We start from the raw sequence: 12,260 nt of genomic DNA on the forward strand, positions 1-12,260 counted from the left end.
GGCAACTTAGGCAGGTAAGACAGGAGCCGTATACGGACCCGTACGTACGGTTCTGTGAGAGGGCTGAGTCAGCGGTCGCTCCGCTGGCTCACCCTACTCGATTGCCCGCTCGGGTCTGTTTTCCTTGGTTGAGGCAGCCCCGCGGAAATACTGAACTCTCTGATCCGCCACGTCGTAATCAAGAACCATTGGACGTTCCCGTTGCCATTTGTTGCGAATCAGCTTGCTTCGCAATAGTTCCGCGCGATGGTGTCGTCCTCCGTTCTTGAGACCGCTCCGGACGCCTCCGCGTTGGCGGGCACCCACGTTTTGTTTCCATTTCTATCCTCGCCGTCATCTGTGTAATGCAAGAAGATCTGCTCGGATATTTACTCGGCGCTCTCGAAGAAGACGAAATGCGTCGGGTGGAGAAACTGCTGCGTGAAAGTGCGGAAGCTCGGCGAATGCTGGCCGAATTGGAACGCAAGCTTCGTCCGCTTCACGAAGACTTTGAGGTGATCGAACCGCCGCCGTCGGATTTGGTTTCTCGGACGTTGGATTCACTGCCGCCGCTTCCGCCGATGCCGGGCGCGGAAGCTGCCGCTGAAGAGTCAATCGAGCCCCAAGCACAAAATTCGAATGCAGCTTCGGCGGCGATCGAATCGGGTGCTTCGACACCATCGTTGACCCCAGTTTTAGAACGCGGCGATTCACTGAGTTGGACGTGGCGCGACTGGGCGGGCTCGTTCACAGCGGCGTGCATTCTGTTGGCGATTGCGCTGCCCACGATGGTGGAAGGTCGCTTCATGGCTCGCAAACAAGCGTGCCAGGACAACCTCCGGCAACTTGGCATGGCGATGACGCAGTACGTCAATCGCAACGCGGAAGCTCGCTTGCCGTCAGTGGAATCCGCGGGCTATCAAGCTTTCGCGGGAATGTACATGCCTCGCTTGCATGCCGCTGGGCTGATGATGGATCCGACATCGACTCATTGCCCGTCCATTCAATCCAACGATTTTTGGCAGGCCAGCGGGTTGCGACCCATGGAGGACGACCAGATCGAAGTGGCCGATGAGAGTGTTGATCAAGCCACGTTGGTCACGCTGCGGATGTTGGACGATGCGGCTCGCGAGCTGGAACGATTCAATCAAATGGGTGCGACGTCGGTGGCGGAAGAAACCGCATGGCAACGTGCGATCGCTCGTTTGCAATGGTTGCAACAGACCGCTGGCGGGCACTACGCCTACACCCTCGGCGTTCGCGATGGCGAGCAATTCGCGTCACCACGTTTCCAAGGCCGCTCTTCGTTTGCCGTGATGAGCGATGCGGCGCTCCTGCGAGTCGTCGACATGGATTCGGACGAGGATCCTCTGCTGAACAAAGCCGCCTCCACGTCGGATGGTTTGATCAGTCACGGTGGTCGCGGGATCAACGTGCTCTACGAAGACGGACGCGTGCGTTTCATCCCGCGGGAATCGATGAACCAGTTGATCGATCATCCGCTGGTCAACCACGACGGACGCCCGGAAGCCGGGGTGAACATCGACGACGCGTCACTCGCCCCAAGCTGGCAAGCTCCCTTCGTCCACGCCCGCCAGCGTTGAAACGCTGCTTGGTTGGGTCACGATGACTCGCCAAAGCTAATCCAGCGAAGATTCACTGAATCTATCCGTCCAAGGCTGGAACTCCGGCTCACGCTACCGCATCCTAGAGAGCGGGGTAGAAATGAGCGGTTTGGTGGTGAGGAAATGATGCAAAGCGGACGGAAATTTGCTTTTTGGCCGGTCCTCATTGGGATTTGGATCACCGGAAATACCTGCATCGCTGAGATGCCTCGTCTGTGGTCGGATCGCAGTGGCAAATTCAGCGTGAAAGCAGAACTGATTCAATTAGAAAACGGCGAAGTCCGTCTGCAAAAAGAGGACGGTACCGTCATCGACGTGCCGCTGAACAGGCTTAGTCCGGCTGATCAGAGATATGTTGCGAGGCATAAGGATGAATTTTCGCAACGCGGTGATATGGGTGCAGGTCGATCGGAAGGCAGAAGATCATCACAGCGTTCCGCAAACGTCGCGGGGGTGATGGCAGGTGGGGTGGATGAAATCGCCAATTCCGTCGTCATGATTTCGACGAACGATATGGTTGGCGCCTCCGGTTTTGGAAGCGGTTTCGTCATCGGACCGAACTTGATTGCCACCAATCATCATGTCGTCGAAGAGGCAATGCGAGCCGAAGTGCGCTATCGTGACGGAACAACCGCGAAAGTCGAAGGCTGTGTTGCAATGGACGAAGGACGCGATCTCGCAATCTTGAAAGTTGAATCCATACCCTCTGGCATTCGCCCCCTGAAAAGCCGCCGCGATGCGAACACGCCGCTGGGAATGTCGGTCGTCGCTATCGGGCACCCGCAAGGTTTCAGTCACACGATCAGCCAAGGCAATGTCAACGCTTTGCGTCGAACCGACGAATTGCCAATGACAGTCCGAAAGGATTTGGACGCCAATGAAAACACGACCTGGATCCAAACGGATGCGGTGATCTCCAATGGCAGCAGTGGCGGACCCATCTTGGATTTGGACGGTGATGTGATCGGCATTGCGACTTGGATCATTCCTGGAGAGCAACTTGGATTTGCCGTCCACGTTTCGCATTTGGTGGAACTGATGGCACAAAGTCGTTCTACCCAAAGCCTGATCTTGTTTCCGCTGCATGCGCCAAGGGATCACCCGATGATTCCGATGGAAGCCGAGGTGGCTGCAATCATGACTCAGATTTCTCGCAGGATCGAGGAAGTGTTGGTTCGTGATTTGGAAAAAACTGATCTCGACGATTTGCATCCAGCCAAAGAGTTTGTGCCGCGTTTTCTCGAGCTGGCCGCATCCAAACCCAATACTCGAGCTGCTTTTCAAGCTCTATTCGCAGCATTGCAAATGGCGGCAACTGGGCCGGAGTCTGCGCAACCTCAGGTCGAGCGGATTATTCGGCAACTACGAAAAGACCATTTTGCTGAGGAGGGAATGAAGTATGTCGCTCTCAGTTTGGTGCCAGTTGATCATGACGCAGCCAGAGCATTCATGAAGGAATTGGTGCAGCGCGGTCAACGCGAAGATACAAAGACATGTTCGGCTTTGGCCCTGGCGATTCATTTGAAGAAGCATTCCAGTGAGCCGTTGAAGGATGCGGAAAGACAGCAAGTACTGCGTTTGCTGGAATTCGTCATCGGCAGTCGCACGCAAGCAAAAATCGAAGGTGAGTCACTGCTCGAGATTGCGAAGTCACTTCGCTATGCAGTTGAACATCTAACGATCGGCGTGACGCCTCCCGCGTTAGCAGCGAAAACGACAGAAGGCCAAACAATCAATCTGGATGCAAAGTCGGAGTCGGTGAAGTTGGTGGTGTTTTCAGCTTCGTGGTGTGGACCCAGCGAGCGTCTGTATCCACATCTACGTTATTACCGCCATCTGTATACCGAAGATCAACTTCAGATCATTGGTGTTTATGGGGATGACGCTCAAACAGTCCGTCAGCTTCAGCAAATTGGCAAAGTGAATTGGCCTTCCATCTCGCAACCGTCGTCTGATGGAATCTTCGAGTCGTGGCAGGTTCGATCCTTGCCGACGATCTATTTGATAGATCACGAGGGTGTGATCCAGTTTGTATCCTTCGGCTATCCGGGGCGAACGTTGGATCAAGAAGTTTCGAAGTTGCTCAACGACTCCGCCAAAGCGAACATTGGGAAAGTCGCCGGAGGTCAGGCAATGCCACCGATCATCTTGTCGAACCCGGTTCCCAAGAAGGCAGAGTCGACCCCGTTAGATAACCTAGACGCTGACAATGTCCCCACGCCCAAAGTTGTGTTGGCACCGAAGAATGACTCCTCCCGTAATTCGAATGTCGCCGGTCGTAGCTCGTCTCTGGAGGCTTCCAACAACGCGATCATGAGGCAGATCGAGCGAGCTACCGGGCCATACAACCCAAGTCTGGTTCATGATGCGAGATTGTTGGATCTTTCTGGCGTGCTCAACTGCGGACTGGCTTCGGGCAACGAAGGAATGCCATTGGACCATCTCAACGGGGTTCCTCGCGGCGAGGTTACGATGGCTGGTGTTCCATTTCAGATCCTGGATCAGTTTGTCCAGCTAAAAGGTCGGTTCCGACGTGAAGACTATCCCAAGTCAGTCAGCGTTACCGTCGATGAATCATTCGATTACCTGTTCATGCTCAACGGGTGCAAGCAGTGGCAAACGGAAGGCCAATCCTTCGTCGCTTCAGTGAGTTTCGTGTACGAAGACGGCAGCAAATCTCATTGCATGCTGAAATACGGCGAGCACCTCACGGACAATTGGGTTAGAGGTACACCAAGAGATCTGTTGCATGCAGACGTGGCTTGGACCGGGACCAACGAGGCAATTCAGAAGAGGCCGGGTTGGACTTTAGCGTTGCACGTGATGCGTTTGAAAAACCCGCGTCCGGAAGCAAAGGTCAAGGAAGTCATCTATGAATCCAGCCTCGCCGGTGCGATCGCTCCGTTCGTTGTCGCGATGACGGTAGCCGATTACAACTGATTCAATTCCGCTTGGCGGAGGGCTTCCACCAGCTCGGAGATTTGCTCGAGTGTGAGTTCTTCTGTTCGAGCGGTCTCGCCGTGGCCGAGTCGGCTGAGGATCTCGTCGATCGCGGGTTTGTCGAGACGCCCTTTCATGGCACTGATGGTCACGCTGCGCAGGAATTTGCGGCGATGGAAGAAAAGTGCTCGGACGGTTTGGTGAAAGTAGTTCAGGTCCGGGATCGCGCTTCGTCGTTCGTGATCCACGTCCAGGCGAACAATCGCGGATTCCACTTTGGGACGCGGCCAAAACACGCTCGGCGGAAGGATGCGAACGATCTCGGCTTTGCAAGTTGCTTGCACCCAAACACTCAATGCGCCGTAGTCTTTGGAACCAGGCCCGGCGACCATGCGTTCGCCAAGCTCTTTTTGGATGGTGACCACGATCCGGTCGGGTGGAGGTGTTTGGTGCAGCAGGTTGCTGACGATCGGGGTGGCAACGTTGTAAGGCAAGTTTGCCACCAACATGAATTTGCTGTCATCCGGCAAACGCGACTTGGCGTCTCGGATTGATTCCATGATGTCGTCGCGGAACGTGCTTTTGTTTTTGAGTGCGTCGCCTTGGATCATCTTCACGTGCGGGAACGGAGCGAGTTCCTCGGACGCGAGTTGATACAGATTCTGATCGATCTCGACGGTCAAGATCGCTCCGGCTTGTTGAGCCATGATCGACGTCAATGACCCAACGCCCGTTCCGATTTCTAGAACGATGTCATGCGGACCGATGTCGGCCGAACGTGCGATGAGTTCAACCAAGTTCAAGTCGATCAAAAAGTTTTGACCGTACTTGGAGACGGGACGCAGCCCAGCCGCGGTCAAACGTTTGGAAAGGTACGTCGCGGTTTGCCGAGCCCCACGTGATGCCGGTTTAGGTGGGGCGGATTTCGCCGAAGCGGATTTGGTCGGCGGGCGAGTCGGAGCGACGGAAGGTTGGGGTTCGTTGTCGTCACTCATGAGTTCTGGTTCCACGGTGGCTGGCTGTCTTGAGATGCGTCAGTGTTCGAGGAGGTTGTGTTGCCAAATTGCAGCGTTCGCTGAACGTATTTGGCGAGTAGGTCCGTCTCCAGGTTGATCCGGTCGCCGACTTTGCGTCCGCCAAGAGTGGTGACTTCCAATGTGTGCGGGATCAACGCGACGGTGAAGAAGTCTTTGCCGGCATCGACCACGGTCAAGCTGATTCCGTCAATCGCAATGCTTCCCTTGCCCACGATCTGTTGAGCGTAGGCGGGCGGGACCGAGAACTTCAAATTTGCCCATGGAGGGTCGTCGACTCGTTCGATCAGTTGGCCAATGCAATCGACGTGACCGGTGACATAGTGGCCACCCATGCGATCGCCCACGGCAAGCGAACGTTCCAGGTTGACTCGCGATCCGGTTTTCAGCTCGCCCAGGTTCGTTCGGCTGAGCGTTTCTTCTCCGGCTTCGAACGCCAAGTCGTTGCCGTCAATTTCAACAATGGTCAAGCAACATCCGTTGATCGCGATGCTGTCGCCCAGCTTCACGTCACGGTCGGGATCCGAGAAGCGAAAATTGGGGGCTGATATGACCAGTTTCCGGCCGGGGGGCTGCTCCTCAACGGAGGTGACTTGGCCGACGGATTCGACGAGACCGGTGAACATGGAGATGGATTGTGGATTGAAGTGGATGGAAACGCGGCGAAATCGCAGGAAAAGGTTGACGTCGCAGCGAAATCGCCGAAAACCCAAAGGATTGGTGCCGGGTGGTCAGTTTCCGGGGCATTGGACAGAATACCGCCCGATCGGACAACGTCCGCCAACTCAAATCAGCTTTCTCATTGAATGTTTCCGGCCGCGAATTCGGCTGAAATTCCGTTCCCTCCCAATTCCATTGTGAACCCATGACCCTCATCGAATCGATTCACGCTCGGCAAATCCTCGACAGCCGCGGCAACCCCACCGTCGAATGCGAAGTCACGTTGATGGACGGTGCCGCCGGTCGCGCCGCCGTGCCCAGCGGAGCCAGCACCGGGATGCACGAAGCCTGGGAATTGCGCGACGGCGACAAGTCCGTCTTCATGGGCAAAGGCGTCACCAAAGCCGTCCAAAACGTCAACACCAAGATCGCCGACGCCCTGGAAGGCATGGACGCGACCGATCAAGCGGCCGTCGACCAAGCCATGATCGACTTGGATGGCACGCCCAACAAAAAAGAACTCGGTGCCAACGCGATCCTCGGCGTTTCGCTGGCCGTTGCTCACGCTGCTGCAGCGTCGACCAACCAACCTTTGTTCCGCTACCTCGGTGGTGCCGGTGCTCGCATGTTGCCCGCACCAATGATGAACATCATCAACGGTGGTGAGCATGCCGACAACGGTGTCGATATTCAAGAGTTCATGGTCATGCCGTTGGGCTTCGAACGCTTCAGCGATGCACTTCGTTGCGGGACCGAAATCTTCCACAACCTGAAGAAGGTTTTGTCGGAAAAGGGATACAGCACCGCAGTTGGTGACGAAGGTGGTTTTGCTCCTGACCTGAAGAGCAACCAAGAAGCTCTCGATGTGATCATGACCGCGATCGACAAAGCGGGCTACAAAGCGGGCGAGCAAGTTTGGATCGCATTGGACGCGGCTTCGACCGAGTTCTACGACAAGTCATCCGGCAAGTACTCGTTGGACAACAACGAAATGTCGGGCGATGAAATGGTCGACTTCTTGGCCGGTTGGTGCGACAAGTACCCGATCTGCAGCATCGAAGACGGTTGCGACGAAGATGACTGGGACACCTGGAAGAAACTCACCACCAAGATCGGTGACAAGGTTCAATTGGTCGGTGACGATTTGTTCGTGACCAACGTCGAGCGTTTGCAACGCGGGATCGACGAAGGCATCGCCAACAGCATCCTGATCAAGGTCAACCAAATTGGAACCATGACCGAAACGATCGACGCGATTCAGCTCGCTCATCGCAACGGATACACCTCGATCAGCAGCCACCGCAGCGGTGAAACGGAAGACTCCACCATCGCTGACTTGGCCGTTGCCATGTCGACCGGTCAGATCAAGACGGGATCGGCCAGCCGCAGTGACCGGATGGCGAAGTACAACCAACTGCTTCGCATCGAAGAATTGCTCGGCGATGCGGCTCAGTACGGCGGACCCTTGTTCGCGAAACGAATCACCGGCTGATCGCCGAGTGATTGATTAGACGAAAACGAAAGCGGAGTCCTAAGTGGCTTCGCTTTTTTGTTGCGCGGTTGGTGATTCGATTAGACGCTGAGTTGGAGGCGTCCGTGCGGTCACTGATCGTCCGAGTTTCCCGTCATGACGATTGCTTCGTCGACGATCAGAGTCGGGATGCCGTCGCGAATTGGATACAGCCGATTGGCGGAGGAGTTGACCAGCCCGCCTTCGATGGGCGTCGTCACCCGCTCGTCCAAATGGTCGCGAGCCGACCCGGCGGCGATGGCTGCGTTGATCCGCTCAACCAGCTCGCCATCGGCCAAAGTGAGTTGTCCACCGTCTGCTGGGCAACGCAAGATAGGCAAAATATCCGGGGTGATCATGGCTGGCTTCTCGGGGTTTCAAAAGTTTGACTTCAACGGCGTCGAGCGCGTCTCCGAATTCTAACCTCGGCAAACTACTTTTCTTGGGGCGGCCCTGCCATGCCCGATCCCACCTGCAGACGAAGGATTGTCATGCGGAATTCCAATCGGACGGTTTCGTTGTTTGTTGGCTTGTTGACGGTGGGGGCATCTTTGTCCTCGGTCAACGCTCTGGTTGCTCAGGACGGCGGCGAATTGCACGCGGATCCGGCCACCGGAATCGTTTATCGCAAACAGATCCGCCAAGTCCAACGGCCCGTTAGCGAAGTCCAAATGACGACGCGTTCCCAGACGGTCTACACGCCGAAGACCGTGGTGGAGACGAAGCCGGTGACGCGAACGTCGTTCGTTCCGGTGACCACCATGACGTTGCAACCGCGTTTGGAAGGCCGTTGGAATCCGTTTCGTCAGCCGACATTGGCCTACCGTCACGTGCCTGAAACTCGCTGGGAGGCACGTTCAGAGGTGCTGCACCAAACCGAGACACGGGTGAAGTGGGAGCCGGAAACCAAGTTGGTGCAGGTGCCCGAGCACAAGACACGGATGCAGAACGACCAAATCGTCCAGTACGAGCCCGTTGGTCAGTTGGCTCCCAACGCTCCGACCACGTCGAACATCCGCCCCGAAATCGCGGCTCGTTTGCGTCCGGTCGACTCCAACGCATCGATCCAGCCCATCACCACCGGAGCCGACCCTGCCACCGCTTCCCTCGCGACACGAGAACGCCCCCGTTCCTCGCTGCAATCGGGCCTGCGAGCCACCACCCTCGCTCCCACGAACCCCTCCATCTACGGCCCACCAGCCACCGGCACCTCAGTCGCCGGATTGCCCGTCATCAGCGTCTGGCGGTGAGTGAATTCGTTAAGATTTGGCGAAGGTTAGAACGTTCAGTTTAGTCCTTCGTCGGACAGATGCTGCATAACTTAGCTGAGTAGCGCCCCAGCAGTCTGTGATGGGGATTAAGTAGGCATTGATTTGATTGGGGGCCGGTCGGTAAGCGAAGAGGGAGGGTGCGGGGACTGGGTTAAATATGAGCGATAGGGGTGATCGGCCTGTGAGGGTCGAGTAAGGTGCAGGGGACGTTACTTCTTGTCGCCCTCCAATTGGTTTCGGCTGACCATGAATCGATTCGTGACCGCAAGCTTGTTTGCTCTGACGTTCTTCGCCGCACGCGCGAACGGTGCACTAGTTATCCACGGTGTCCTGGATGGTGACCTACCCGGCGGTAATCCAAAGGCAATTCTTCTGTCTGCAACAGCGGATGTCGCGGATCTGTCCATTTACGGGGTGGGGGCGTCAACCAACGGTGGAGGGACTAACGGAGAAGAATTTTCACTTTCAGGAACTGCCACAGCAGGGGACATTCTCGTGGTTGCTGGGAATAGTGCTAGTCAACAGTTCTTCTCAAGTTACTTTTCAAATACGCTTTTTCAGAATGGCTCTGCGATCATCAACGGTGACGATGCTGTCGAATTGTTTGAGAATGGGATTGTGATTGATACCTACGGTGACCCCAATGTGGACGGTTCTGGGGAAACGTGGGAATACGAAGACGGTTTTGCTGTCCGAGTTATGGGGACCGCCGGTGCCTTTGATCAGGCCAATTACACTTCAACAGCCGGAGGTCTGGATGGATTTGACGAGCAGATGCACATTGATACGATCGGTAGCACCTTCGGGCTGACTGCTGTCGCTGTTCCGGAGCCGTCATCGGTAGCCTGTATTGGCGGACTGTTCATCGCTGCCGTCTTGAAGCGGAGAAGGGAGGTTCGGCTCGCACCAAACAAGATGGCTTGAAACGCTGTTCGCCGGCACACTTTCGTGTTTCGTAATGTGAATCTGGCCGACTAGTTGCGCACTACATCCGTATGATCTTCGGCATTCGCTTCCGGTCGAACTTCCCAATGTTTGAAGCTTTGAGTTGTCGATTCTTCTTAGCTCACCTCGTGGTGTTAGCAGACACGCTACAGATTTCTGTTTGCGTCAAGAGTATGTCAGTCCGTCTGCAGAGCGTGAGCCGTTCACATTGACTCCGTCCTCTACACTCGGCAAACGCCACTAGGGTGTCTGTCGAGCGATGTCGCAGGTGTTGTTTGCGAACGCGAGTTGACTGGATGCTCGCGTTTGTCCGCCATGTCTGGTTGCACAGAATCTCGTGTGCTGTGAAGCAAGCCTACTCTATATCTGCTGCTTTGATTGGGTGGAGTCCAATGACTTCAACCATAGCTGAGCTAGATCCTTCGTGCTCGCACCGTTTGGTTCGTGCGGAGAGACGACATTGACTCGTTGGTAGTACTTGGCTGTGGCCTCGTTGAGACCGCATTTTTGTGCGATGCGGGATCGAACGATGTTGTCTTGCAGTTTGGTGATTCCGTTTCGGTCGCTGATCGTTTCTAGGAGTCGTGACTGGGCTTTGCTGAGTTGTCCGATGTCGGCGTACATGCAAGCGAGCAAGGGACCAGTCATCGACTGCTCTTGCTGGGTTCCTAGCAGTAGTTATTTCTTGGCACTGCCCCGAGAACTTGCTCACCGAGCAAGAAGAGGTTGCACGAGAAATGTGTGCGTCTGAACCGCAAGCCAGATAACGCGGACCTCCCTGGAGACTGTCAACGCCTGGCCGAGGATAAAGACGCCCGCGAAACAGCAATGGGCGATCACCGGCTTGTTGATCGAACTGTTGATCCGTGCGATTGCAGATTTTGGAGGACGTCGTTGTTTGCCTCGGAAACTACGCGAACGATTCGTTGTTTGAACTGTTGACGCACCAGGCCGACTGTGTTGTTGATAGTTGTGTCTGGCAAAATGCAGTGACTACGAACGCCGCGTTTGGTGATTGGGGGATGTCTTGTTGGTGGGCGATGTGGAGGGCGTGAAGACTATGTGAATCACGACTATTCAGCCTTCTTCGATCTGGTGCGTGGACGCCACGCGTGGCAAGCTTGGCTGCAAGTCGAATCCAGACCTTGCAGCCTTGCTCTGACATTGGTGTCGCGTGATGTCGCGTCTTCGGCAAGTGGTGGGAACACTCATCCTTGCTTCGATCTGCATTCCCGTCTTTTTGCTTCATCGCTTTGCGTTGCGGTTGGATGTTTGGTTGTATCCGTCGCTTCGTGACGTGGCGATCTCCAAACCGCTGTTCATCGTTGGTCTGCCCCGCAGTGGAACCACGCTGCTGCATCGTTTGATGGCGACTCAGAGCGGCGTGTTCACGACGATGCCGCTTTGGGAATTGTTGCTCGCTCCGGCGGTTTGCGAGAAACACATGTTGCGGCGTCTTCGAAACGCGGATCGCCGGCTGGGGAGTCCTTTGTGGCGTTTGTACCAAGCCGTCGAACGCCGCCTCGTGGGTTCGTTCGAGAACGTCCACGCCACGACGCTGTTTTCTCCTGAAGAAGATTACCTCTCCTTGCTTCCATTCGGTGGATGCTTTCTCGATGTGATCCGAGCTCCACGCAGCGAGCGGGTTTGGAAGCTCGGGCATTTCTGCGAGCGACTGCAGCGGTCTCAGCAAATCGCTTTGCTTGATGTTTACACAGGCGTTTTGAAGCGGCATCTCTTCTTTCGCGGCCAACATCTTCGTCTGCTATCGAAGAACCCCAGCTTCACGTCGTGGATACCCGTGCTCACGGAAGCCTTTCCGGATGCGTGCATTGTGGGGCTGCGGAGAGTGCCTCACGAATCGGTCCCGTCGCAGCTCAGTTCCCTGCAATCAGGAATGAATTGGTTTGGGAACGACGTCACCGACGCTGACATCGTGGCTCGGTTCGTCGAATTGCTCGCAGCATATTGGCGGATGTTGGAGGAGTTCAAGTGCACGCTCCAACCCGAGCGATTCCAGCTCATCACCTACGAACGATTGATTTCCGACAGCGAGTCGGTAGTGCGCGAACTGATGGAGCAATTCGGGTACGAAGTGACTGCCGCTGGCCTTCTCTCGTTGCAGCGGCAGTGTTCGGTGCAAAAGCGGTACAGCAGCCGCCATCGGTATCGATTGGAAACCTTTGGCCTTCATCCGGACCAGTTGGATCGCAGCTTTGGCCTGCATTCGAAGTCCCGGTGTCAGGCTCCCGCTTCTCCCGGCCGTCCAGAAACGCTTTCCTGTTGACACCAAATT

General features: G+C 55.7%; 10 protein-coding genes and 1 pseudogene. 7 read left to right on the forward strand and 4 right to left on the reverse strand.

Features of this window, described 5'->3' with window-relative positions:
- The first annotated feature begins 344 nt into the window (after window positions 1-344).
- The 3 genes and pseudogenes from LOC70_RS07605 (at window position 345) to LOC70_RS07610 (ending at window position 4,544) form a co-directional block, all read left to right on the forward strand.
- Window positions 345-1,583 carry a hypothetical protein gene (locus LOC70_RS07605; protein WP_230253003.1) on the forward strand — a complete coding sequence of 413 codons (1,239 nt, stop codon included), beginning with the start codon at window positions 345-347 and terminating at the stop codon, window positions 1,581-1,583.
- 225 nt (window positions 1,584-1,808) lie between these two features.
- Window positions 1,809-1,961 (forward strand): annotated as a pseudogene (locus LOC70_RS24610) (SHD1 domain-containing protein); the annotation flags it as partial.
- 138 nt (window positions 1,962-2,099) lie between these two features.
- Complete coding sequence (locus LOC70_RS07610; RefSeq protein WP_230253004.1) at window positions 2,100-4,544, forward strand: trypsin-like peptidase domain-containing protein; 2,445 nt, start codon at window positions 2,100-2,102, stop codon at window positions 4,542-4,544.
- Here the strand turns inward: LOC70_RS07610 and rsmA are convergent.
- A complete protein-coding gene (rsmA, locus tag LOC70_RS07615; RefSeq protein WP_230253005.1) occupies window positions 4,535-5,539 on the reverse strand; it encodes a 16S rRNA (adenine(1518)-N(6)/adenine(1519)-N(6))-dimethyltransferase RsmA in 1,005 nt (334 codons plus the stop codon). The two genes, LOC70_RS07610 and rsmA, sit on opposite strands and share 10 nt — an antisense overlap.
- Window positions 5,536-6,204 carry a riboflavin synthase gene (locus LOC70_RS07620; protein WP_230253006.1) on the reverse strand — a complete coding sequence of 223 codons (669 nt, stop codon included), beginning with the start codon at window positions 6,202-6,204 and terminating at the stop codon, window positions 5,536-5,538. The genes rsmA and LOC70_RS07620 overlap by 4 nt, the downstream gene beginning before the upstream one ends.
- Before the next feature lie 239 nt (window positions 6,205-6,443).
- On the opposite strand from LOC70_RS07620, the gene eno reads away from it, so the two are divergent.
- Window positions 6,444-7,730, forward strand: coding sequence for a phosphopyruvate hydratase (gene eno, locus LOC70_RS07625; protein WP_230253009.1), 1,287 nt, complete (start codon window positions 6,444-6,446; stop codon window positions 7,728-7,730).
- Between the two features lie 110 nt (window positions 7,731-7,840).
- Here eno and LOC70_RS07630 read toward each other — a convergent pair whose 3' ends face one another.
- A complete protein-coding gene (locus LOC70_RS07630) occupies window positions 7,841-8,107 on the reverse strand; it encodes a Trm112 family protein (RefSeq protein WP_230253011.1) in 267 nt (88 codons plus the stop codon).
- A 132-nt stretch (window positions 8,108-8,239) separates the two neighbouring features.
- Here LOC70_RS07630 and LOC70_RS07635 point away from each other — a divergent pair, with 132 nt between their 5' ends.
- Together LOC70_RS07635 and LOC70_RS24450 are read left to right on the forward strand one after the other, a co-directional pair.
- Window positions 8,240-8,998 carry a hypothetical protein gene (locus tag LOC70_RS07635; protein ID WP_230253013.1) on the forward strand — a complete coding sequence of 253 codons (759 nt, stop codon included), beginning with the start codon at window positions 8,240-8,242 and terminating at the stop codon, window positions 8,996-8,998.
- Window positions 8,999-9,277: 279 nt separating this feature from the next.
- Window positions 9,278-9,943, forward strand: a complete 666-nt coding sequence (locus LOC70_RS24450; RefSeq protein ID WP_230253015.1) for a PEP-CTERM sorting domain-containing protein — start codon at window positions 9,278-9,280, stop codon at window positions 9,941-9,943.
- Window positions 9,944-10,324: 381 nt separating this feature from the next.
- On the opposite strand, the gene LOC70_RS07645 is transcribed toward LOC70_RS24450, so the two are convergent.
- Window positions 10,325-10,612: a hypothetical protein gene (locus LOC70_RS07645; RefSeq protein WP_230253016.1), complete on the reverse strand. Its 288-nt coding sequence runs from the start codon at window positions 10,610-10,612 to the stop codon at window positions 10,325-10,327.
- Between the two features lie 529 nt (window positions 10,613-11,141).
- On the opposite strand from LOC70_RS07645, the gene LOC70_RS07650 reads away from it, so the two are divergent.
- Complete coding sequence (locus LOC70_RS07650; protein ID WP_230253017.1) at window positions 11,142-12,251, forward strand: sulfotransferase family protein; 1,110 nt, start codon at window positions 11,142-11,144, stop codon at window positions 12,249-12,251.
- The last annotated feature ends 9 nt before the right edge of the window (window positions 12,252-12,260 follow it).

This window comes from Rhodopirellula halodulae (genome assembly GCF_020966775.1).
Classification (GTDB): domain Bacteria; phylum Planctomycetota; class Planctomycetia; order Pirellulales; family Pirellulaceae; genus Rhodopirellula; species Rhodopirellula halodulae.

Excerpts from the sequence above, each read along its gene's own strand:
- LOC70_RS07630 (WP_230253011.1), bottom strand. The coding sequence starts at position 8,107 with ATGATCACCCCGGATATTTTGCCTATCTTGCGTTGCCCAGCAGACGGT.
- LOC70_RS07635 (WP_230253013.1), top strand. The coding sequence starts at position 8,240 with ATGCGGAATTCCAATCGGACGGTTTCGTTGTTTGTTGGCTTGTTGACG.
- LOC70_RS07620 (WP_230253006.1), bottom strand. The coding sequence starts at position 6,204 with ATGTTCACCGGTCTCGTCGAATCCGTCGGCCAAGTCACCTCCGTTGAG.
- LOC70_RS07650 (WP_230253017.1), top strand. The coding sequence starts at position 11,142 with ATGTCGCGTCTTCGGCAAGTGGTGGGAACACTCATCCTTGCTTCGATC.
- LOC70_RS07645 (WP_230253016.1), bottom strand. The coding sequence starts at position 10,612 with ATGACTGGTCCCTTGCTCGCTTGCATGTACGCCGACATCGGACAACTC.
- eno (WP_230253009.1), top strand. The coding sequence starts at position 6,444 with ATGACCCTCATCGAATCGATTCACGCTCGGCAAATCCTCGACAGCCGC.
- rsmA (WP_230253005.1), bottom strand. The coding sequence starts at position 5,539 with ATGAGTGACGACAACGAACCCCAACCTTCCGTCGCTCCGACTCGCCCG.
- LOC70_RS07610 (WP_230253004.1), top strand. The coding sequence starts at position 2,100 with ATGATTTCGACGAACGATATGGTTGGCGCCTCCGGTTTTGGAAGCGGT.
- LOC70_RS07605 (WP_230253003.1), top strand. The coding sequence starts at position 345 with ATGCAAGAAGATCTGCTCGGATATTTACTCGGCGCTCTCGAAGAAGAC.